Origin of the sequence: Streptomyces sp. NPDC001270 (genome assembly GCF_042896695.1) — a bacterium.
Lineage (GTDB): Bacteria > Actinomycetota > Actinomycetes > Streptomycetales > Streptomycetaceae > Streptomyces.
The window spans coordinates 40,406-62,939 of the sequence record NZ_JBIAXM010000025.1; the positions used below are offsets into that span (position 1 = coordinate 40,406).

Genomic DNA, 22,534 nt, shown 5'->3' on the forward strand with positions numbered 1-22,534 from the left:
TCCCTGGAATCATCGGAGAACTCTCACGCAACATTCACCGGATGACGAACTATTGCATCGAAGAGGTAACCCTGTGTGTTCGGCGTGGTGATGTCGGGCTGAGTGCGGCCCGCGGCGTCGGTGGCGCGGGCCAGCAGGACGTACCCGCCCGGGGCCGGCGGACGCCAGTCGGTGGACCAGCGGACCCAGCCCGCCCGGCGCGGCGCGTCGTGCAGCCGGGCCCGCCGCCAGGTCGTGCCGTCGTCGGTGCTGACGTCGACCCGGACGACGCCCCCGGCGCCGGACCAGGAGCGGCCGGTGAGCCGGTGTCCGGTGGCGTCGAGGCTCGCGCCCCAGTCCAGTTCCCAGGCGCTCTTGACCGTCTGCCGGGTCAGCGGCGCGCTGCCGCCCTCCGGATAGGCGTCGCCGAACAGCCGGTAGAAGTCGGTGTTCCACGGCGAGTAGAGCGGCTGTGCCGACACCTCGATGTCGCCGACCCACTTGATCGAGGCGATGCCTGCCCAGGAGGGCACCACGACCCGTACCGGGTGGCCGTGGTCGTACGGCAGCGGCTCGCCGTTCATCTCGTAGGCGAGGAGTACGTCGTCCAGTGCCTTGGACAGCGGCAAGGGGCGGCGCACCTGTCCGAGGCCGGTGCCGTCGGCCGTGACGTAGTCGGGGTCGAGGCCGCGGGGCATGACGTCGACCGCGTGGGCGCCGAGCCCGGCCCGGCGCAGGACGTCGGCCAGCCGGACGCCGGTCCAGCGGGCGGTGCCGATCGCGCCGAGCGTCCAGGCCGTGCCGGACACGGTCTCGCCCTGCTGGCTGGTGAAGAGGCTGCGCCCGTTGCCCGCGCACTCCACGAATGCGGTGCGGGTGACGGCGGGCAGACGTTTGAGGTCGTCGAGGGAGAACTCGACGGTCCGGTCGTGGACGAGGCCGTCGCCCCGGTCGGTGAGGGTCCAGTCGGCGGCGTCCATGACGGGGGTGACGGTGTGGTTGCGGACGAAGAAGTGGTCGACCGGGGTGTGGTAACCGGTACCGGAGAGGGAGGCGAACCTGGTCTCGGCGTTGGTACCGCGCACCGTGAACCACTCGTCGGGGAGGGCTTTGACGATGCCACCGGCGGCCGGAACGGGCATCGCGGGGGTGGGCACGTCGGGGGTGGATGCGGCGAGGGCCGGGGTGGCGGCGGCTCCGAGGCCGGCCGCCGCCAGGAACCTGAGCATGTCCCGCCGGGAGACTCCGTCGGCACGGGCCTCACCGGCCAGCCACTGCCGCAGGCGAAGCCGGTCGTAGGCGGACTCGCCGGTGGAGTGGTGGGTACGGCCGGGGGCACGGTCGGCGGTGTGGTCGGCGGTGGATCGGGCTGATTCGGGGGTGAATTCTGGGGTGAATTCTGGGGTGGATCCTGGGGTGGATTCGGAGTTGTGCATCGTGCGGGCCTGCCTTTCGGAGGGGGCGGTGCGCGGGTGGATGGCGGGTGCCGGGGAGTGCGGGCGGGTGGTCCACGGACGGACGGTGCGCGGACGGACGGCGTGTGTATGGGGGGTGGCGCGGACGGCAATAGGCAGACGGTGGCCCTCGAACCGGAAGTGGAGGCCATGTGCCACGGGTCACGGGTCACGGGTCACGGGTCACGAAGCATGGGGCACAGGTCACGAGCCGCGGGGACGCGGTGACCGGCCCCGGTGCCGCGAGGCGGATCGGTGAGGGCCGGAAAGGCCGGACGAGCCGGAAGTGGGGGGCCGGTGGTGAGAGGGCCGTCAGGCGATGACGATCAACAACAACAGCGACGGAACGCGAACGCGCGGAACCGCGGGGCGGCGTCGGCTGCTGATCATGGCGCCATGGTACGAGGGGAGGGGCCGCGCAGACAGGGAATCAGGCGGAATCACGGCGGAAGCAAGTCGGAACGGCCACCCGCCGACCGACCCGGGCACCACCACCTCGCCTGCGGCACCCGGCCTCCGCACGGTCAGCCGTCGCCCAGGGTGTCCAAACCGGTCAACGCGCCGACCGGGTCCGGGTCCGAGGTGCCGCGGGGCCACCAGTCCTCGCGGCCCGGCTCCGATTCGTAGGCGTACCACAAGCCGTCGCGGCCGAGGCGGAGTTGAACGTGGCCCCGGGGGTGGGTGAGGTGGTTGCGCCAGGGACGGAACGCGGGGAGGTCGGCTGCCAGCAGCAGGGGGCGGGCCCGGTCGAAGCGGCCCGCCGGCGGGTCCCAGGGTTCCTCCAGGACGGCGAGCCCGTCGGGTCCGCCCTGCCGCCAGGCGGCGACCGCGCGCGCCAGGTCGGCCGGGGTGCGGTCCGCGGCAGCTGCCAGAGAGGAGTAGAGCGCCCGGGTGGCGGCAGTCAGGCCGGAACCGGGACGGGCGGCGGCCAGGCGCACCGCGTCCTGCCACAGGGTCAGTTCGCCGACCGGGTCCCGGCCGGTGGACAGCAGTACGTGCGCGCGGGCGGCGGCGTCCGTCGCCAACTGGTCCAGGGCGAACGGGTCGGGGCCGCCCGGCGCCGCCGGGTACACCGGGGGCTGTTCGGGGTGCGCGGGCGGGGGCAACGGGGCCGGAAGCGGCGGGAGTTCGCGTGCGGCAAGTGCCTCGGCGGCCCGTACACCGGGCAGCGGTTCCGGTCGCCGGTGCTGCGCGGCGCGGGCCTCGGCGGTGGCGCTGCGGCGGGACAGCGCGTCGAGGAGCCGGCGCTCGCCCCGGCCGCGCAGCAGGAGCAGGACGAAGGGGTCGGCGTCGAGCAGCCGTGCCGTCTGGTAGCAGAGGGCGGCGGCGTGCTTGCAGGGGTGGCCGGAGTCGGGGCAGTTGCACCGCGGATCGAGGTCGCCGGGGCCGGGCAGCAACGTGGCGCCGCTGTCGGCCAGCGACTCGGGCAGCTGCCGGTCGAGCAGCGCGGCGATACGGCCGGGCCGTTCGGCGGCGACGTCCAGGAACCGCTCCCAGTCGGCGTCGTCGAACGTACGCAGCCGCACCTGCACCAGGTAGGGCCGCGGGCGGCTGCCGCGTACGTACGCCAGCACCAGCCCCGGTGTGACGGTGATCGCGTCCACCTGCCCCTGCTCGGCGTATCCGCGTCCGCGTGCCAGCCGCTTGGTGTCCAGCGCACTCTGTTCCAGGGCGGACACCCAGGCGTTGCCCCACCAGGTCGCGGCGAAGGGCTTCTCGGCGCCGCCGGTGGCCGACCGACCGGGGAACGGCGGGAACGTACGGCGCAGTTCGCCGTCCCGGTGCGGGGCGCCCATGGTCCAGGGCCCGCGCGACGGAACAGATCCGGAACCTGAACCTGAGCCGGAGCTGGAATCGGAATCGGAATCGAGGCTGTCCGCGGGTGGCCCTTCATGGTCCGGGCCGGTTCCCGACGCGGCCCGGCGCGGGACGGCGGGTGTGTGCGGGGTCCGGCCGACCCGGGCGTCGGAACGCCGACCGCCCTGTACGGCGGGACGCGAGTCGGTCCGTACGTCCGGCTGTACCTCCGGATGCGAGTCGGTCCGTACCTCCGGGCGCAGGCCCGCGTGTGCGTCCGGATGCGGGCCGGCCTGTGCCGCACGGTGCTGCCAGGGCCAAGCTCCCTGATCGGCAGGGGTGGTGACCCACTCGGTGTCGGCATCGGCATCGGTATCGGCGTCGCTGTGGCTGCCGGGGCGGGTCACGGCCCGGGCCACGGGCTCGGTCCTGGCCGCCGCGACCGCCGAGGGCGGCCGACGGAGCGCGTCCGCCAGCAACTGCCGCACATCCCGGCTGGCTCCACCCGGGGCGACCCCGGCCCCCGCACCCGCACCCGCCGACGGGACGCCGGAAGTCGTCCCCGATGCTGCCGCCCCGGTGCCACGGGGTGCCGGAGCGCGGTGGGCGGCGCGCGGTGGGGTGACGGACCGGCGTTCCTCCCCGGTCCTCTCTGCTTTCCGGCATGCCGCGCGCAGCGCCTCTCGGGCGACATCGCCCGGTCGGCTGCCGGAGCCGGAGCCGGCCCCAGGGCGGGCGTCGGTGGGGGCAGTGGTGGTGGCGGCGCCGTCGGCCGGTGGCGCGGCCTGCGGAGCGGCTCGGTCGGCGGGAGCCCCGGCCGCGTTGTCCGATGCGATGGCCGGTGCGTTGGATGCATTGGCCGATGTGTCGTCCGTCCTGGGCCGCGGCCCGTCGGGACCGACCTCCAGCCGAGCTGCCGGGCCAAGGGCAGCGGAGTCCGGGGCCGTCCGGCGGGCCCCGCGCCCAACGCGCCCGGCGATGGCGGCCGACCGTAGTGCGGCCCGGGCCGCATCGCCGGGCCTCGATCGCCGTACCGGCGGATCGTCGCCCTCGGCGTCGGCTGCCGGGGGCGCCTCATGACCGCCCGAAGCCGTACCCCGCGGCAGTCCCTCCCCGGCATCGCGTTCCGTACCCCGCGGGAATCCCGCCTCAGGGTCCCACCGCATACCCCGCGACGCTCCCCCCACGGCGTTCCGCACCGTATCCCGCGACATTCCGCCCCCGGCGTCCCGCACCGGATCCCGCAGCAGTTCCTCCGCCGACTCCGGCCCCTTCCCCGGCGGTTGCGCCCCGGGCAGCCCCGGCAACTCCGGCAGCTCCAGCTCCGCCCCTCGCGGCTGCGCCTCCGCCGCACCCGACACCGCATCGCGCACCCGCTCCCCGGACCTGTCCGAACCCACACCACGCGACCGGTCCCCAGGCACCCCCGACACCGCACCCCCCAGCCGCTCGTCCGTCATGTCCGAAGACGCGCCATGCGCCCGTTTCTCCGCCCGGGAACGGGTCGGCGCCGTGCCTTCCCCTTGGGCGCCGGCCCGTTCGCGGGCGGCCCGCAGTGCGCGCCGGGCGATGTCGGCCGGGCGCTCCGCCCTGGCCTCCCCGGGGTCCCGGGCCGTCATGACATCCTCCGCAGTGACACCAGATCCGCCAGCTCACGGTCCGACAGCTCCGTGAGGGCCGACTCGCCCGAGCCGAGGATCGCGTCGGCCAGCGCGCGCTTGGACTCCAGCATCCGGGCGATGCGGTCCTCCACCGTGCCCTCGGTGACCAGGCGGTGGACCTGGACCGGCTGGGTCTGCCCGATGCGGTAGGCACGGTCGGTGGCCTGTTCCTCGACGGCCGGGTTCCACCAGCGGTCGAAGTGGACGACATGGCCGGCACGGGTGAGGTTCAGGCCCGTCCCGGCGGCCTTGAGGGACAGCACGAGGACCGGGGTCGCCCCGCTCTGGAAGCGGTCCACCATACGTTCGCGCTCCGGTACCGGTGTGCCGCCGTGCAGCAGGTCCACGGGGACCGCGCGGGCGGTCAGATGGGCGGTGATCAGCCGGGCCATGCCGACGTACTGCGTGAAGACGAGGCCCGAGCCGTCCTCGGCGAGCACGGTGTCCAACAGCTCGTCGAGCAGAGTCAGTTTCCCGGAGCGCGCCGCCATGCCGGGTCCGTGCGGCGGTTCCTTGAGGTACAGCGCGGGATGGTCGCAGATCTGCTTGAGCGCGCCGAGCAGCTTGAGGACCAGGCCCCGGCGGGCGATGCCTTCCGCCGTCTCGATCTCCAGCATCGACTCGCGCACCACCGCCTCGTACAGCGCGGCCTGTTCGCGGGTGAGCGGTACCGGGTGGTCCGTCTCCGTCTTGGGCGGCAGTTCCGGGACGATGCCAGGGTCGGACTTCTTGCGGCGCAGCAGGAAGGGCCGGACCAGGCGGGCCAGCCGGTCCACCGCTTGCGGGTCCTCGCCGTTCTCCACGGCGCGCGCGTGCCGGGCACGGAAGGATTTCAGCGGTCCGAGGAGTCCGGGGGTGGTCCAGTCGAGCAGCGCCCACAGTTCGGAGAGGTTGTTCTCGACCGGTGTCCCGGTGAGGGCGACACGCGCCGGGGTCGGAAGCGTCCGCAGGGCCTTGGCCGTGGCCGAGTACGGGTTCTTGACGTGCTGTGCCTCGTCCGCGACGACCATGCCCCACGGCTGCTCGGCCAAGTGGGGGGCGGTCGAGCGCAGGGTGCCGTACGTGGTGAGGACGAAGCCGCCGGCCAGGTCGTCGAGGGTGCGGTCCGGGCCGTGGAAGCGGCGGACCGGGACGCCGGGCGCGAACCGGGCGATCTCCCGCTGCCAGTTGCCGAGCAGCGACGCCGGGCAGACCACCAGGGTGGGTTCCTGGCGGGCCCGCTTCAGGTGCAGTGCGATGACCGTGATCGTCTTGCCGAGGCCCATGTCGTCGGCGAGGCAGCCGCCGAGGCCGAGCGAGGTCATCAGGTCGAGCCAGGCCAGTCCGCGGAGCTGGTACTCGCGGAGGGTGGCGTGCAGCCCGGCGGGCGGCCGGGCGGGGCGGATCCCGGCCGTGAGCCGGTCGCGGAGTGCGGCCAACGCACCGACCGGCACCGCTTCGACGCTCTCGCCGTCGACTTCCGCGACGCCGGTGAGCGCCACGGACAGGGCGTCGACAGGGTCGAGCAGGCCCAGTTCGCGCTTGCGGGCCTTGCGGACCAGCGCGGGGTCGACGAGCACCCAGCGGTCGCGCAGCCGGACGAGGGGCCGGTGCGCCTCGGCGAGCGCGTCCATCTCGGCCTCGCTGAGCGGATCACCGCCGAGGGCCAACTGCCAGCGGAACTGGTGCAGTTCCTCGCTCTCGAAGAAGCCGGTGCCGTCGGTCGCCGAGCCGGGCGCGGTGCGCACCACTGCGGTCGCCGACAGGTCGTGCGCCAGGTCCCTGGGCCAGCGCACGGCGACTCCGGCCGCGGTGAGGCGGGTGGCGGCCACACCGAGCAGATCGCCCAGTTCCGCTTCGGACAGGGCGAGCACGTCGGGCGCGTCCTGTTCGGCGAGCCGGTCCAGCGGCGGCCACACGCGCGCCGCCCGGCGGACGGCGAGGGCCGCGTCCACGCGCGCGCGTGGCCCGAACGCCGCGTCGGCCTCCCCCGCCCACAGGGCGGCGGCGTCGGCCACCAGGGTGGGATCGGCGAGGCTGTGCACCTGGATGATCGCGACACCCGCGGCGCGGGCCCCGGCGCCGCCCGCGGTCTCGTCGAACAGGTCGTACGCCGACAGGTCGAGGCGGAGCGAGATCCGTACGCCCGTGTCCATGCCCGCGGCGACCTCCGCGGCCCAGTCGTGGGCGTCGGGCAGGAGGTGGGGCGCGCGGGCGGCGAAGGGCCCGCCGACGGTGTGCGGGGCAGCCGGGGTGCGGGGCAGGGTGTCCGCGACCGCGTCCAGGAAGGAGCGCACCAGTGCCTCCGGCTCGGGCAGCCTGAGCGGGCCCGGGCCGGACAGCGGTGCGGCGTGGCCCTCGGCGGGGAGTGCGGCTGCCACGGCGCGCAGGTGGGCGATGTCGTCCGGCTCCAGGGGGCCGGCCCGCCAGGCGTCGTGCCCGGCGGGGGTCAGGCCGGGCAGCAGTCGGCCGCGGGCCGCCAGCCGCAGCGCGTGCAGGGCCGCCGCGCCCCAGCAGGCCGTCGCCGGGTGGGCGGCCGGGTGGTGCCGGGCCCGTACGAGCAGCGGGAGAGCGGTGACGAGCGGCAGCGACAGTGCGGGCACGGTCCTGCGGCGCACGCTCGCGCCGTGCGGGCGGACCACCGTCAGCTCGTCGCGCCGTACGCCCGGCGGCCGCTCGTGGTCCGGGACCGGCCGCGGTCGCCCTGATGGGGATGGTGGCGGGGGCGGGTGGCGGTGGTGCGTCGGCGGGGGCGGGCCGAGGTGGCTCCTCCCCCGGGGTGAGCGGCGGTTCCGCGTCGTCGACGGCCGGCAATGGACCGCCGTCGGGATCCCAGAAGGCGATCCGGCCGTCACGCGGAAGCGGCGCGGGAAGGTAGATCGCGGCGAGGCGCAGCGGAACCGGGCCCTCGGTCTCCCGGGGCCGCCCCGTGCGCTCGGCCGTCGCAGCCGTGCCGCTCATACGTTCTGCCACCTCCCGCCCGTGCGTCGGATCGAACGTCTTCGACTGTACGGGCGGGGTCTGACAATCGGCCCCGACGACCGGCCCGGCGCGGCCCGGATCGGATCGGATCGGTGCGGGTCGGGGATCGGTCGGAAACGGGGATCAGCCCGATCCTGGGATCAGTCAGATCCGGTGGACCGGTCAGGGCACCGTGAGCGAGACGACGTACACCATCGGGAACTTCGGGTCGGACATGTTCACGACCACGTCCTGGCTGGGTGCCGGGTTCTTCTTCCTGAGGCTGAAGCCCGACCACGGGCCGGGGCCGGTGAAGTCCCAGCCGGTGACCTTCTGGTCCCGGTCGGCGATGGCGATGTCGTTCGCCTTGAGGCCGTTCTGCTGCACGCCCATGGCCTCCAGAAAGCTGTCGAGGCCGGCGACGGTGGTGCGGAACTGGACGTAGAGGCGGCTGGTCTTCCAGTTGTTGGTCTCGTAGTAGGCGATCCGGTCGGCCGGGTGCGGGACGTTCACCTGGTAGAGGCGGCGCTGGACCTTCGACGGCCAGCCCTCGGTGAGGCCGGTCGCCGAGTACTTGGCCTCCTTGTCCTTGCCGCTGTCCCTGCTCTGGTCGGCGGAGATCATCAGATACCCGGCCGGGACGCCGATGAGCAGCACGATGATCAGCAGGGTCAGGGCCCGGCGGGGGGCCTTGCGGCTGGGGCTCTCGACGGGCCGGGCCGGTGTCCCGGACGGCTCGGACTGGTGCGGCAGCGACACGGTCATGCGGTGTCCCGGGGGCGGCGGGCCGCCGCCACGTACCGCTCGTAGCGCTCGTAGCGCTCCACCCGGCGCCGCTTGGCCCGGCGGAAGCGGCGGGCGACCAGCCGGGCGAGGTCGGCGGCGCCGACCATGCCGGCCTCGGGGCCGAGCTGGGCGCGGGTGATGCGCGCCTCGGGGCGGTAGCCGCGGCCGGTGAGGTGGCGTTTGAAGGCGTCCCGCGCGGGGCCGATCAGCAGGTCGTCGGCGGCCGAGACACCGCCGCCGATTACGAAGCAGGACGGGTCGAGGGCCGCCGCCAGGTTGGCGATGCCGACGCCCAGCCACTGGCCGATGTCCTGGAGCAGTTCGATGCACATCGCGTCGCCGTCACGGGCCAGCTCGGTGATCATTGGGCCGGTGATGTCGCCGATGCTGCCCTTGACGTGCTCGATGATCCCGTACGCCACCGGGGAGTCGGCGGCGGCCAGTTCCCTGGCCTCGCGGACCAGCGCGTTGCCCGAGCTGTACTGCTCCCAGCAGCCGCGGTTGCCGCACGGGCAGCGGTGCCCGCCGGGCACGACCTGCATATGGCCGAACTCGCCCGCGACCCCGTATTTGCCCCGCTTGACCTGGCCGTCCTCCAGGATCGCGCCGCCGATGCCGGTGCCCAGCGTGATCATCACGAGGTGGTCCTCGCCGCGGCCGGCGCCGAACCGCCACTCGGCCCAGGCGGCGGCGTTGGCGTCGTTGTCGACCAGGACGGGCACGGCGAGCCGGCCAGCCAGCCGGTCGCGCAGCGGCTCGTTGCGCCAGGACAGGTGGGGGGCGAACAGCACGCGGTTGCGGTCGGCGTCGACCCAGCCGGCCGCGCCGATGCCCACCGCGTGCACGTCGTGCCGGTCGGACAGGTCCAGGACCAGTTCGACGATGGTGTCCTCGACGACCCTGGGGCTCTTCGACTTGTCCGGGGTCTCGGTGCGCAGCCGCTCCAGGATGTTGCCGTCGGCGTCGACCACGCCCGCCATGACCTTCGTACCGCCGATGTCGATGCCCACGGTGGGGACTCGGGGGGCGGTCAGGTGGGACCGGCGTTCCCGCGTGCCGACCGTACGCAGGACGGGGGCTCTGCGGGATCCGATGGGGGCCGTGAGATCGCGGTAGGTGCTCATCACGGCCGATTCTGCCTCACCGTGGGGGGTGAGTGGGGTCGCGGCCCGGCGGTCGTATTGTCCGGACATGATGACGGATCCGGCGGACCGGCCGACCGCTCAGGACCGTACGAGCAACTGGAACTCGAAGGAATAGCGCGACGGCCGGTAGATGTGGTCGCCGAACTCGACCGCGCGGCCGGTGTCGTCGAAGGTGGTGCGCTGCATGGTGAGCAGCGGGGCGCCCTCGGCCTCGCCGAGCCGCTCGGCCTCGGCCGCCTCGGCGCCGCGGGCCCCGATGGACTGCCGGGCGCTGTGCAGGGTGATCCCGGCGGCACGCATCAGCCGGTACAGGCCGGTGGCCTCCAGTTGCGCGGTGTCCAGGTCGAGCAGGCCGGGCGGCAGATGGTTGACCAGGTACGCCATCGGCTCGCCGTGCGCCAGCCGCAGCCGCTCGATGCGGTGCACCTCGCTGCCCTCGGCCACGTCCAGCGCGGCCGCCACCGCCGCGGACGCGGCGACGACCGTGTTGACGACGACCGAGGTCGCGGGCCGCTGACCGGCCGCCTCCAGGTCGTCGTAGAGGCTGCTCAGCTCCAGCGGGCGCTTGACCTGGCTGTGCACGACCTGGGTACCGACCCCGCGACGGCGGACCAGCAGCCCCTTGTCGACCAGGGACTGGATGGCCTGGCGGACGGTGGGCCGGGACAGGCCGAGCCGCCCGGCCAGCTCGATCTCGTTGCCCAGCAGGCTGCCGGGCGTGAGCGCTCCGTGTTCGATCGCGGCCTCCAGTTGCTGGGACAGCTGGAAGTACAGGGGAACCGGCGAGCTGCGGTCCACGCTGAGATCGAGGGCGGCGGTCGGGTCCACATCTGGTTTCGGCACGGCCTGAGCGTAGCTCCGGGGCCGGTTGACGGGAAGTCGTGAGGTTCGATTGTCCGGACATGGTGATTGACATGGTCCGGGATGGCCCTCACTTTGTTTCCATGCGCATCGGGATCATCGGTACGGGCCGCATCGGCACCATCCATGCGAACACGCTCAGCCGTCACCGCGAGGTCGGTTCACTGATCCTCACGGACGCGGACCCGGCGCGGGCCCAGGAACTGGCGCACCGCCTCGGGGAGACGGCTGCGCCCGGGGTGGACGAGATCTTCACCTGGGGAGTGGACGCCGTGGTCATCACCGCGGCGACGGCGGCCCACGCCGACTTAATCGGCCGCGCCGCACGCTCCGCGCTCCCTGTCTTCTGCGAGAAGCCCATAGCTCTCGATCTGCCGGGCACTCTGCACGCGCTCGCCGAGGTCGACACGGCCGGCACGGTCCTGCAGATGGGGTTCCAGCGACGGTTCGACGCGGGATACGCCGGCGCGCGCGAGGCGGTACGGTCCCGGCGGCTCGGGCGGCTGCACACGGTGCGCGCCATGACCTGCGACCAGTCCCCGCCCCCGCCCGAGTGGCTGCCGCTGTCCGGCGGGCTGTTCCGGGACACCCTGATCCACGACTTCGACGCGCTGCGCTGGGTGACCGGGCGCGAGGTGGTCGACGTGTACGCGACCGGGTCGGACGCCGGTCCCGCGATGTTCCGCGAGGCCGGTGACGTCGACACGGGTGCGGCCGTGCTCACCCTGGAGGACGGCACGCTGGCCACGGCGACGGCGACCCGGCTGAACGGCGCGGGCTACGACGTCCGCATGGAGCTGGCCGGGGAACGGGACACCGTCGTGGTCGGACTGGACGACCGCACACCGGTCGCCTCGACCGAACCGACCGGCCCGCCACCCGCGGACAAGCCCTGGCCAGGGTTCCTGGAGCGGTTCGGCCCCGCCTACGAGGCCGAGCTGCGCGCCTTCGTCGAGGTGGTGCGCGGCGAGCGGCCCAATCCCTGCGACGGCCGTGAGGCGTTGCAGGCCCTGCGGATCGCCGAGGCGTGCGAGGTGTCCCGCCGGGAGCACCGGCCGGTGCGGCTGGCGGAGATCCAGGGCGAGGAAGCAGTCCCGGGCGGGGCCCGGCCGACCGCCGGGTGACGGGCCGGAGCCGGGCCCGGGGTCGGAGCCGGAGCAACAGCCTCGCCGCCCTCAACGGACCGCCGTACCGTGCCACTGGCGGACACGCACCGCCGGCGCACCCGCGCCACCACCAGCGGAGCCGCACCATCGGCGAACCCGTACCACCAGCGGAGTCGCCCGACCAGCGGAGCCGGCCTACCAGCGCACCGGCAGGCTGCGCGTCCCGCGCATCAGCATGCCGGGCAGCCAGTCGCCGGGCGGGCCGTCCAGGGTCAGGCCGGGGGCGCGGGCGAGCAGGGAGCCGATCGCCGTACGAGCCTCCAGGCGGGCCAGGGGTGCGCCCAGGCAGTAGTGGATGCCGTGGCCGAAGGCCAGGTGGCCCCGGGTGTCGCGGCGGATGTCGAAGCGGTCCGGGTCGGGGTAGCGGGCCGGGTCCCGGTCGGCCGCGGTGAGGCCGATCATCACGGGCTCGCCCCGGGCGATGGGCGTGCCGCCGATCTCCAGGGGCTCGGCCGCGTACCGGAACGTCGCGTTCTCCACCGGTCCCTCGTACCGCAGCGTCTCCTCGACCATGCCGTCCAGGAGGGTCGTGTCGGCGCGCAGGGCGGCGAGTTGGGCGGGGTGGGTGAGCAGGGCGTGCACGCCGTTGGTGATGAGATTGACGGTGGTCTCGTGTCCGGCGACCAGCAGCAGGAACGCCATGCCGCGCAGTTCCTGCGGGGAGAGCCGGTCGCCGTCCTCGGCGGTGGTGCGGATCAGGTCGCTGAGCAGATCGTCGCCCGGTCCGGCGCACCGCTTGTCCTCGATCAGCTCCGTGAGGTAGGCGGCGAGCCGGACGAAGGCGTCGTACTCGGTCTGCGCGCTGGTGGGCGCGACGGCCTCCGTGGACATCTTCCGGAACTCGGCGCGGTCCAGTTCGGGGACGCCGAGCAGTTCGCAGATGACGGTGATGGGCAGCGGGAAGGCGAGGGCGTCGACGAGGTCGGCGCGGCCACGTGGCAGCATCTCGTCGAGCAGTCGCTCGGTGATCTCCTGGATTCTGGGCCGCAGTTCCTCCACGCGGCGCATCGTGAACGCGCGCGTGACGAGCCCGCGCAGCCGGGTGTGCAGGGGCGGGTCGGCGACCAGCAGGTACTTGCCGATCATCTCCTCGTCGAGGAAGGTCATGCCGATCCTGCTGCCGTCCTTGGCCAGCCGGGGGTCCGCGAGGGCCGCGCGCGCCTCCTCGTGCCCCACGACGATCCACATCACGTGGTGCCCGTCGGGCGCCGGCAACCGCACCCGGTGGACCGGCCCCCGCTCCCTCAGCCGCGCGTACACCGGATGCGGGTCGGTCCGCAGCTGATCCCCGAACTCCCGCAGATCGATGACCCCCGTCATGCCCTTCCCCCTTCCGGACGGCTCCCCGTGACCACCGGCACACGTTCCGGGCACGTCCCGTCACCCCGACAACGCGCTCCGACCCCGTCAAGTGCCCGGCGGACCGCAGCCGTCCCTCTTCGGCTTCGTCCCCTTCACCCGTGCTCCGCCCCGTTCCGCCCCGGTCCACCCCGCCCCGGGCCGTTCATGTCGCTCGTGCCGTTCAGCTGTTCACGCCGTTCACACCGTTCGTGTCGCTCGTGTCGCTCGTGTCGCTCGTGTCGTCCAGGAGTCCCGCGTCGTAGGCGAGGAGAGCGATCTGTACGCGGTTGTTGAGGCCGAGCTTGGCGAGGACGCGGGAGACGTGGGTCTTGACGGTGGCGACGCTCATGAACAGCGTGGCGGCGATCTCGGCGTTGGCGAGACCGCGGCCGACCGCGACGGCGACCTCCCGTTCGCGGTCGTTGAGCGCGGCGAGCCGCTCACGCGCGCGTGAGCGGCGGGTGTCGGCGGAGGCTCCGGCCGCGTGCGCCATCAACTGGCGGGTGACGGCGGGTGACAGGACGGGGTCGCCGCCCGCGACCCGGCGCACGGCGTCGACGATCTCGGCGGGCGGGGTGTCCTTGAGGACGAAGCCCGCGGCGCCCGCACGCAGGGCGTGCAGCACCTGCTCGTCGGCGTGGAAGGTGGTGAGGACGACGACCTGGGGCGCGTCCTCGCGATCGCGCAGCCGCTCCGTGGCCGTGAGCCCGTCCACCGACGGCATGCGGATGTCCATCAGGACGACGTCCGGACGGGTGCGGTCGACCAGCGCCTCGACCTCGCTCCCGTCGGCGGCGGTGCCGACGATCTCGATGTCATCGGCGCCGCCCATCATGAGGGCCAGGCCCGCCCGCACGAGCGGGTCGTCGTCGACGAGGAGCAGTCTGATCGCAGTCATGGCCCTTACGTAATCACGGGTGTACGGCCCCCACGGGCCTCACGGGTGTATAGCCTCTACGGGCCTCATGGGTGCACGGTCCCCACGGGCCTGATGGGTGCACGGCGGCCCGCGGACTCACGGATGTGCGGCCCACCGGCGGGCCCGGTGGCGCGGACGTCTCAGGCGGCGGCCCACGGCAGCCACGACCGCACCTCGAAGCCGCCGTCCCCGGTGGCGCCGTGATCGAGGCGGCCGCCGGCCAGTGTCGCCCGTTCGGTGAGTCCGATCAGCCCCTGGCCGGAGCCGGGAACGTGCGGTACGTCTCCGTCGGGGGCGGAGTTGCGCACCGAGAGGGTCAGTCCCTCCCCGGGGGCGCCGGTGAGGGTCACCGTGACCTCGGTGCCGGGGGCGTGCTTGCGGGCGTTGGTCAGTCCCTCCTGGGCGATGCGGTAGGCGGTACGGCCGATGGACGCGGGGACGGCGGCGGGCTCGGTGACCCGGCTGTCCAGACCGACCTTGGCGCCCGCCGCCCGGGACTCCGCGACCAGGGCCTCCAGCGTGACCAGCGTCGGCTGCGGGCGCCCGGTGTCGTCGGAGTCGCCGGTCCGCAGCACGCCGATGATCTCCCGCAGGTCCTGCAACGCCTCGTGGGCGCTCTCCCGGATCACTCCGGCCGCCCGCTCGACCTCCTCGCGGGGCGCGTCGGGCCGGAACTCCAGGGCGCCCGCGTGCACGCTGAGCAGGGTGAGCCGGTGGGCGAGCACGTCGTGCATCTCCCGCGCGATGGCCTCGCGGGCGAGCCGCTGCGCCCGCTCGGCGCGCAGCCGGGCCTCCGCCTCGGCGCGCCGCGCCCGGTCCCGCAGGCTCAGCATGAGCTGGCGTTTGGAGCGGGCCACCATGCCCCAGCCGATGACGGACACGGTGAGCAGCGTGGCGAACACGACAACGCCCAGATAGGGCAGCTCGGGGTCGGGACGCAGCCAGTAGAAGACCGGGACCAGGACGAGGTTGGCGGCGCCGATCCAGGCCACGTACCGGAAGGGCCGGTGCACGGCGAGCGTGAACAGGGCGACCATGCCGGCGCCGCCCGCCGTGGTGGACAGGAGGCTGACCGGGACCATGGCGACGGCGAGCGCGACCGGCCACCGGCGGCGCAGCCAGACGGCGGCGCAGGCCAGGGCGCCCAGCGACTGGTCGAGAACGGCGAGCGAGTGGGGCAGGTCGACCTCGTTGCGCAGGGACTCGGCGCCCGCCAGGCCGAGGAGGACCGCCAGCAGGAAGCAGGAGAAGTCGACGAACCAGTCGCGTGCGGTCCGGCGCGGGCGCCGCCCGGCCTGCCCGGCGTCCGGGTCCAGCTCATGGATCACGGCCGACGGGAACAGCCACCGTCGGCCCGCGAAACCGTGCGCCGCCCGCTGCGGCTCCATCTCCTGCGTCGTACCACTCACGGTCGACAAATCTACGCAGGTTCGGTGGCGGCGACCGCTTCGAGCGCGATATCGGCGACCAAAGTCGGGGCGGCGGATACTTTCGGCGGTCCCGGTGGCGGACACGGCCGACTTGTGGCGGGTGCGGAGCGCCCCACGGCCGATGCGCCGCGGCGGGCCGGGCGCGAGGGTCGTGGCATGAAGCAGTTTCTGGAGCTGATCGGATTCCTCGCCCTGGCGCAGGGGGTCATGGGGCTGGTGCACGAGTTCACCGACTGGCACGTCGGGCTCCTCCAGCGGGTGGGTTTCCTCGACGGCTACGAGGTCTACGCCAGCATCGCGCTGATCGTGCTCGCGGTCGCCCTGTTCGCCGCGGCGGAGAGCCGGGGATCCGGTTGAACCGTGACGGAGAGGCGGCTCCGGTTGAACCGTGACGGCAGCGGGATCCGGCTGGACCTGGGCGGAGGGCCGGGAACTGGTTCGGTCGTGGAGGCGCATCGGAATCCGGTCGAGCCAGGGTGGGAACCGGGCTCCGGTTGAGCCGCGACCGGCGGGGTGAGACAGAACGGGTTAACTTCCCGAAAACTCATCGAACCTGAGGCAAAAATCCCTGAGTTGTCATTGACATGCCACCATCTACGCGCGTCATCATGGGGCCATGAGATTCCCCCCACACCGCACCCGTATCGGCGCCACAGCGGCGCTCCTGTCCGCGCTGCTCATGGGCGCCACCGTCACCGCCACCACGGCCGACGCCGCAGCCACCGCGGTCGGCGACATCTGCTACGGCGCCCTGCCTTCCCAGGCGTACGACACACTCAGGCTGATCGACCAGGGCGGCCCCTACCCCTACCCGCAGGACGGCATCGTCTTCCAGAACCGCGAGGGCGTGCTGCCGAGCCAGTCGCAGGGCTACTACCACGAGTACACCGTGAAGACCCCGGGCTCCTCCACACGCGGCGCGCGCCGCATCGTCACCGGTGAGGACTACCGGGAGGACTACTACACGGCCGACCACTACGTTTCGTTCGACCTCATCGACTACGGCTGCTGAGAGCCGTCGGCGTCACCGGCTGACCCACCGGACGCACGGCTGAGGAAGACCGCGTCTCCCGGACACCCCTGACTCCGCGGCCCCCACGCATTCGCCGCGGGGCCGGGGGTGCCCTGCGTCGCCGGCGCGGGTGCGTCCGGCCCCGCGGGGGCCACCGTCGTGGGCCGGGAACCGCCCGGTCACCCGGCGTGCGTCGAGAACAGTCCGCCCGTCGGCCCCTGCTTGTCGCCGCCCTGGGCCTTCTTCAGGGCGTTGGCGAGGCCCTCGATGGTGAGGGACTGCAGGATGACGCGGCCGCTGCCCTCCAGGGTGGCCAGCGACAGCCCCTCGCCGCCGAAGACCGCGTTCATGATCCCCTGGCGGTTGAGGCCGCCGATGCGCTGGACGCCGTACTGGATGCCCTCCTCGAAGGCGACGACACAGCCCGTGTCGACCTCGATGCGGCCGCCGAAGTCGGCCGGGTCGAGGTCGATGAAGTAGCCCGCGCCGGCGATGATCACCGTGCCGTGCCCGGTGAACTTCTCCAGGATGAAACCCTCACCGCCGCTCATGCCGGTCCGGCCGCCCTGGAAGGCGATGCCGAAATCGACCGTCGACTCGGCGGCCACGAAGGCGTCCTTCTCCGCGAACCACGCGCGCGTGCCGTCCAGTTCGAGGGCGCGCATCTCGCCGGGCAGCACGCCCGCGAAGCCGACGGTGCCCGCGCCGCCCTGGGCGGAGAAGTGCTGGAAGGCCAGTGACTCACCGGCGAGCGCACGCTGGCCGACCTGCATGGCCGTGCCCATGGCCTGGCGCAGCAGGCCGCCCATGCCGCCTCCGCCACCCTGCTGTCCGCCGCCGTTCGAGTTCGACGGGCCCGACAGGCGGGTCTCCATGGTCACGTTCGCCGTCTTGAAGAGGAACTTCCCGGCCTCGCAGTACACGCTCTGGCCGGGCTGCAGGTTGACGACCGCCATCTGCATGGCGTTGCCGACGATTTCTTGCTGAAGAGTCACGGGGGGAGAACGCGGAACAGGGAGCGAAGAGTTCCGGCCGCCCGAGATCACCGTCCGTTTCCCGCCGGTGCGCCGCCGCGGCCTCCGCTGGGATGGATGCATGACGATTCAGAGAAACCTGCACGGCAAGGCCGCCCTGGTGACCGGCGGCAGCCGGGGCATCGGCGCGGCGACGGCACTGCGGCTCGCCCGGGACGGCGCGGACGTCGCGCTCACCTACGTCCGCGGAGCGGAGGCGGCCGAGGAGGTCGTACGGGCGGTCGAGGCACAGGGACGGCGCGCGGTGGCCCTGCGCGCGGACGCCGCGGACGCCACGCAGTCGGCGGGCGCGGTGACACGGGCGGCCGAGGCGCTGGGCGGGCTGGACGTGCTGGTGAACAACGCGGGCGTGGGTGTCCTCGGCCCCCTGGAGACACTCACCGACGAGGACGTCGACCGGGTCCTCGCCGTGAACGTGCGCGGCGTCTTCGTGACCTCGCGGGCGGCCGCCGGACGCATGGGCGCGGGCGGCCGGATCATCACGATCGGTACGTGCATGGCACAACGGGTACCGGGTCCCGGCGGGACGCTCTACGCGACGAGCAAGTCGGCGCTGGTCGGTCTGACGAAGGCGCTGGCCCGGGAGTTGGGCGGCCGCGGCATCACCGCGAACGTGGTGCACCCGGGGCCGACCGACACCGACATGAACCCGGCCACCGGGCCCGCGGCCGCCGCCCAGGCCGCGCTGACCGCCGTCGGCCGCTTCGGGACGGCGGCGGAGGTCGCGTCGATGGTGTCCTACCTCGCCGGTCCGGAGGCCGCGTACGTCACGGGCGCGGAGTTCGCGGTGGACGGCGGACACGCGGCGTGAGCCTCCGGCACGACCGGGCGGGCATGCGGCTCCCGCGCGGCCGGGCGGCCCACCCGCGCGCGGGTGGGCCGCCCGCTCCCAGGGGCCGCTCCCCCGGCCCGCGCGGCGCGGACTCGCTCGGAGAAGCCGGGAGGGACGGGCACTGCCGCCCACTGACGGTGATATGTCGACCATGCGATGTGCGGCCGACGCCGTCCTCTCCGGCCGCCGCTTCCGGCTTCTCGGCCGCCGCCGCCCACGCGGCCACCGCCACCCGCCCGGCCGCCCGCATCCCGCTCAGCCGCCCAGTTCCTGGTGGCGGGCGGCCAGCCGGGTGGCGCCCTGCTCGGTGAGTGAACCGTGCAGGCGCAGCCGTGAGATGCCGCCGTCCGGGAAGATGTCCACGCGCGCGTGCGTGCCGACGGCGGGTTCCGGCAGGACGAACCGGTGGTTCGTGTCGGGCTGGAGACGGGTCCGCGGCAGGATCTCGGTCCACTCGCCACCCCCGTCGCCCGTGCCACCCGCGCCGCCCTCCCCGTCCCGGACGGACACCGAGGCCCAGCCGGCGCTGTTGCCCTTGAGGCAGGCGGTGTCGATCTCGATCGCGCGGATCGAGGACTGGGCGGCCAGCCGGTAGCGGATCCAGTCATGGCCCTGGTCGCGGCGGCGGCGCGTCTCCCAGCCGTCGTCCATCTTCTGGGAGCGGCCCGGCCGGATGGTGTTGGTGGCCGGTGAATAGAAGAGGTCGGAGGCGTCCTCGACCCGGCCGCCGTTCTCCAGGGCGACCACGTCGAAGGTGCCGAGCACGGCCAGCCACGCGGGATCGGGCACCACCTCGCCGTACACCCGCAGGCGCGCGATGCCGCCGTCGGGGTGCTGGCTGACCCGCAGGTGGGTGATGCGCTGTTCGACGGTGACCGCACATCCGTTGGCCGCGTGGCCGCCGACGGATGTGCGTGGGAGGAGCGTCGTCCACTTCGTGTCGTCGGACAGCAGCGTCTCGGGGGACGGGGAACCTGGCAGGGAGGTGCCCTCGATGGACACGGCCTGCGGGTGATTGCCGCGGAAGTGGGCGGTGTCGACGACGATGCCGCGGACGACGCCGGGTGCCCCGAGCCGGATCAGCGCCCAGTCGTGGTCCTCGGCGGACGGCCACGGGTGGTCCGCCGAGGCGCCCCGTCGGCGGCGCGTCTCCCAGCCGTCCATGATCTTGCCCTTGGGTCCGAACCGCTCGGGGTCGAACTCGGCCCGGCCGGGCAGCAGCAGGTTCTCGCGCTGGGCGAAGAACTCGTCGGCCGCGGCGACGACCGAGGCCCCGAGCCGGCGGTCGGCGAGGTCGGCGTGGTGGGTGAAGGGGAAGTCGGCGGTGCGGTAGTCCGCGTACGGGTCGCCGCCTCCGTAGGGGTTCGCGTCGCCGGTGAAGCTGGGAATCGCCGTCACGGTGATCATGGTTCCTTTCGGGATTCGGCCGCCGGGGGGATGCGGGAGGCTCAGGAGGTACGGCTCAGCAGTCGGCCCTTCGGGGCGGCGAACTCGCCGTCGGCGGCAATGCGTTCGCCGCGCAGCCAGGTGGACTTCACCACGCCGTACAGGGTCTTGCCTGCGTACGCCGTGACCCGGTTGCGGTGCTGGAGGTGTGCCGGGTCGACGGTGAAGGTCTCGTCCGGGGCGAGGACGGCGAAGTCGGCGTCATGGCCCGGGGCGATGGCGCCCTTGTGGGCGCCGAGGCCGACCAGCGCGGCCGTGCGGGCCGACATCCAGCGCACGACGTCGGCCAGGTCGTGACCGCGCCGGCGTGCCTCGGTCCAGACGGCGGCCAGGCTCAGCTGGAGGCCGGAGATGCCGCCCCAGGCGGTGGCGAAGTCGGCGGTCTTCAGGTCGGCGGTGGAGGGCGAGTGGTCGGTGACGACGCAGTCGATCGTGCCGTCCGCCAGCGCCTGCCAGAGCAGGTCCCGGTTGGCGGCCTCCCGGATGGGCGGACAGCACTTGAACTCGCTGGCGCCGTCGGGGATCTCCTCGGCGGTCAGGGTGAGGTAGTGCGGGCAGGTCTCGGCGGTGACGCGTACGCCGTCGGCCCGGGCGGCGGCGATCATCGGCAGTGCGTCGCTCGACGACAGGTGCAGCACGTGTACCCGCGCGTCGAGCCGCCCGGCCTGCGCGAGCAGGTGCGCGATGGCCGTGTCCTCGGCGTCGCGCGGGCGGGAGGCGAGGAAGTCGGCGTATCTGGGGCCGCCGTGCTGCGGGGCTGCGGCCAGTCGGTGCGGGTCCTCGGCGTGCGCGATCAGCAGGCCGCCGAAGGAGGCGATCTCGGCCAGGGACCGGGCGAGCCCGTCCTGGTCGAGGGGCGGGAACTCGTCCACGCCGGACGGCGACAGGAACGCCTTGAAGCCGAAGACCCCGGCGTCGTGCAGCGGGCGCAGGTCCTTGACGTTGTCGGGCAGGGCGCCGCCCCAGAAGCCGACGTCCACGTGGGCCTGGCCGGCGGCGACGGCCTGCTTGGTACGGAGGTGGTCGACCGTGGTGGTCGGCGGGAGGGAGTTGAGGGGCATGTCCACGAGGGTGGTGATGCCGCCGGCCGCCGCCGCGCGGGTGGCGGTCCAGAAGCCCTCCCACTCGGTGCGGCCCGGGTCATTGACGTGCACGTGGGTGTCGACCAGGCCCGGCAGCAGGACGTGGTCGCCGACGTCCGTCAGGTCGGTGCCCGCGGCCACGGGAGCGCCGTACGGCAGTACGGCCGTGATCCTCCCGGCCGAGACGGTGACCGAGGCGGCCCGCGTCCCCTCCGGGGTGATGACACGTGTCGAGCGCAGCACCAGTTCGGCGTCGGACACCGGGACCCCTCTCTGCCGTCGTTCACATCCAGGAAACCGGATTTACCGCCACGTAACGGATTTCAACGTTCTGTTGAAGGAGTCTTCACGCCCGCTCCCGCGACGTCAAGGGGCACACTTTCCACCAGGGCACCCTCCGGCCGCCCTCTGGACAGTTCCGCAAGGCGGAATTACACTTCCGACCAGCAGAATGAAGTGACGGAAAAGCGGGGAGTCGATCGGCCGCCGGGTAGGCTTCTGCCCTTCCTGCCAGCCTTGAAAGGAACGCGCCGTGCCGACGTCCAGCGCCAGCACCACCGACTCCGCCAAGTCCGCCGGCGGTGGGGTCCAGTCCCTGGAGCGCGCTTTCGACCTGCTCGAACGGATGGCGGACGCGGGCGGCGAGGTCGGCCTCAGCGAGCTGTCCGCGAGCAGCGGGCTGCCCCTGCCGACCATCCACCGGCTCATGCGGACGCTCGTGGCCTGCGGATACGTCCGTCAGCAGGCGAACCGCCGGTATGCCCTCGGGCCGCGCCTGATCCGGCTCGGCGAGTCGGCCTCCAGGCTGCTCGGCACCTGGGCCCGCCCTTATCTGGCCCGGCTGGTCGAGGAGACCGGCGAGACGGCGAACATGGCCCTGCTCGACGGGGACGAGATCGTCTACGTGGCGCAGGTGCCGTCCAAGCACTCGATGCGCATGTTCACCGAGGTGGGCCGGCGGGTGCTGCCGCACTCCACGGGAGTGGGCAAGGCCCTGCTCGCGGGCGTGCCCGACGACGAGGTGCGCGCGCTGCTGTCCCGCACGGGGATGCCTGCCGCCACCGAGAAGACCATCACCGCGCCGGACCTCTTCCTGGCCGCCCTGGCGGACGTGCGCCGCCTCGGGTACGCGATCGACGACAACGAGCAGGAACTCGGCGTCCGCTGCCTCGCGGTCTCGGTGCCCGACTCCCCCACGGCCGCGGCCATCTCGATCTCCGGCCCGGCGGGCCGGGTCACGGAATCGGCCACGGAGAAGATCGTGCCGGTGCTGCAACAGGTGGCGGTGGATCTGTCGCGGTCTCTGGCTACGTCCGGTTCCTGACGGGGCGCTGGCCGCTGGGGCGGGGCGGGGGGTGGTCCTCGCGGCGCCTGCGGGCGGCTCTCGGTCCGGAGGTCCCCGCCTCGCACGAATCGCTGCGCACCGTCAGCCGGCCGCGGCACCGACGTGGCCGGTCGCGCAGTTCCCCGCGCCCCTCACGGGCGCCAGCCAGCCCGGAGATCCCGGCCCCGCACGAATCGCCGCACGCCGTCCCCCGGCCGCGGCACCATCGTGGCCGGTCGCGCAGTTCCCCGCGCCCCTCACGGGCGCCAGCCAGCCCGGAGATCCCGGCCCCGCACGAATCGCCGCACGCCGTCCCCCGGCCGCG

Annotated in this window: 16 protein-coding genes and 1 pseudogene; 5 read left to right on the forward strand and 12 right to left on the reverse strand. The window is 73.6% G+C overall.

Annotation, left to right across the window (positions count from 1 at the left end; translation table 11 throughout):
- Nucleotides 1-23 precede the first annotated feature (23 nt).
- The 6 genes and pseudogenes from ACFY2B_RS32880 to ACFY2B_RS32905 form a co-directional block, all read right to left on the reverse strand.
- Nucleotides 24-1,415, reverse strand: coding sequence for a sulfite oxidase (locus ACFY2B_RS32880; protein WP_390766726.1), 1,392 nt, complete (start codon nt 1,413-1,415; stop codon nt 24-26).
- A gap of 542 nt (nt 1,416-1,957) precedes the next feature.
- Nucleotides 1,958-4,396 carry an SWIM zinc finger family protein gene (locus ACFY2B_RS32885; RefSeq protein WP_390766727.1) on the reverse strand — a complete coding sequence of 813 codons (2,439 nt, stop codon included), beginning with the start codon at nt 4,394-4,396 and terminating at the stop codon, nt 1,958-1,960.
- 449 nt (nt 4,397-4,845) lie between these two features.
- Nucleotides 4,846-7,831 (reverse strand): annotated as a pseudogene (locus ACFY2B_RS32890) (SNF2-related protein).
- Nucleotides 7,832-8,014: 183 nt separating this feature from the next.
- The gene (locus tag ACFY2B_RS32895; protein ID WP_390766728.1) at nt 8,015-8,596 is read right to left on the reverse strand and encodes a sugar kinase; all 582 of its coding nucleotides are present in this window, start codon (nt 8,594-8,596) and stop codon (nt 8,015-8,017) included.
- Entirely contained in the window at nt 8,593-9,741 is a 1,149-nt protein-coding gene (locus tag ACFY2B_RS32900) for an ROK family glucokinase (protein ID WP_390766729.1), read from the reverse strand. The genes ACFY2B_RS32895 and ACFY2B_RS32900 overlap by 4 nt, the downstream gene beginning before the upstream one ends.
- Nucleotides 9,742-9,840: 99 nt before the next feature.
- Nucleotides 9,841-10,590 carry a GntR family transcriptional regulator gene (locus ACFY2B_RS32905; protein WP_390766784.1) on the reverse strand — a complete coding sequence of 250 codons (750 nt, stop codon included), beginning with the start codon at nt 10,588-10,590 and terminating at the stop codon, nt 9,841-9,843.
- Between the two features lie 116 nt (nt 10,591-10,706).
- Here ACFY2B_RS32905 and ACFY2B_RS32910 point away from each other — a divergent pair, with 116 nt between their 5' ends.
- Nucleotides 10,707-11,747, forward strand: coding sequence for a Gfo/Idh/MocA family oxidoreductase (locus ACFY2B_RS32910; protein ID WP_390766730.1), 1,041 nt, complete (start codon nt 10,707-10,709; stop codon nt 11,745-11,747).
- A 177-nt stretch (nt 11,748-11,924) separates the two neighbouring features.
- Here ACFY2B_RS32910 and ACFY2B_RS32915 read toward each other — a convergent pair whose 3' ends face one another.
- From ACFY2B_RS32915 to ACFY2B_RS32925, 3 genes are all read right to left on the reverse strand, one after another.
- Nucleotides 11,925-13,109 carry a cytochrome P450 gene (locus ACFY2B_RS32915; protein ID WP_390766731.1) on the reverse strand — a complete coding sequence of 395 codons (1,185 nt, stop codon included), beginning with the start codon at nt 13,107-13,109 and terminating at the stop codon, nt 11,925-11,927.
- 202 nt (nt 13,110-13,311) lie between these two features.
- Complete coding sequence (locus tag ACFY2B_RS32920) at nt 13,312-14,028, reverse strand: response regulator (RefSeq protein WP_390766732.1); 717 nt, start codon at nt 14,026-14,028, stop codon at nt 13,312-13,314.
- Nucleotides 14,029-14,189: 161 nt separating this feature from the next.
- On the reverse strand, nt 14,190-15,437 hold the full coding sequence (locus ACFY2B_RS32925) for a sensor histidine kinase (protein ID WP_390766785.1): 1,248 nt from the start codon (nt 15,435-15,437) through the stop codon (nt 14,190-14,192).
- 198 nt (nt 15,438-15,635) lie between these two features.
- Between ACFY2B_RS32925 and ACFY2B_RS32930 the strand changes: the two genes are divergently transcribed.
- Nucleotides 15,636-15,836, forward strand: coding sequence for a hypothetical protein (locus ACFY2B_RS32930; RefSeq protein ID WP_376532972.1), 201 nt, complete (start codon nt 15,636-15,638; stop codon nt 15,834-15,836).
- Between the two features lie 259 nt (nt 15,837-16,095).
- Nucleotides 16,096-16,491: a ribonuclease domain-containing protein gene (locus ACFY2B_RS32935; protein WP_390766733.1), complete on the forward strand. Its 396-nt coding sequence runs from the start codon at nt 16,096-16,098 to the stop codon at nt 16,489-16,491.
- A 179-nt stretch (nt 16,492-16,670) separates the two neighbouring features.
- Here the strand turns inward: ACFY2B_RS32935 and ACFY2B_RS32940 are convergent, their stop codons facing one another.
- Entirely contained in the window at nt 16,671-17,486 is an 816-nt protein-coding gene (locus ACFY2B_RS32940) for an AIM24 family protein (protein WP_390766734.1), read from the reverse strand.
- A gap of 100 nt (nt 17,487-17,586) precedes the next feature.
- Here ACFY2B_RS32940 and ACFY2B_RS32945 point away from each other — a divergent pair, with 100 nt between their 5' ends.
- Nucleotides 17,587-18,336 carry an SDR family oxidoreductase gene (locus tag ACFY2B_RS32945; RefSeq protein WP_390766735.1) on the forward strand — a complete coding sequence of 250 codons (750 nt, stop codon included), beginning with the start codon at nt 17,587-17,589 and terminating at the stop codon, nt 18,334-18,336.
- Between the two features lie 276 nt (nt 18,337-18,612).
- Here ACFY2B_RS32945 and alc read toward each other — a convergent pair whose 3' ends face one another.
- The gene (gene alc / locus ACFY2B_RS32950; RefSeq protein ID WP_390766786.1) at nt 18,613-19,755 is read right to left on the reverse strand and encodes an allantoicase; all 1,143 of its coding nucleotides are present in this window, start codon (nt 19,753-19,755) and stop codon (nt 18,613-18,615) included.
- A gap of 50 nt (nt 19,756-19,805) precedes the next feature.
- On the reverse strand, nt 19,806-21,146 hold the full coding sequence (gene allB / locus ACFY2B_RS32955) for an allantoinase AllB (protein ID WP_390766736.1): 1,341 nt from the start codon (nt 21,144-21,146) through the stop codon (nt 19,806-19,808).
- 271 nt (nt 21,147-21,417) lie between these two features.
- On the opposite strand from allB, the gene ACFY2B_RS32960 reads away from it, so the two are divergent.
- Entirely contained in the window at nt 21,418-22,209 is a 792-nt protein-coding gene (locus tag ACFY2B_RS32960) for an IclR family transcriptional regulator (RefSeq protein ID WP_390766737.1), read from the forward strand.
- The last annotated feature ends 325 nt before the right edge of the window (nt 22,210-22,534 follow it).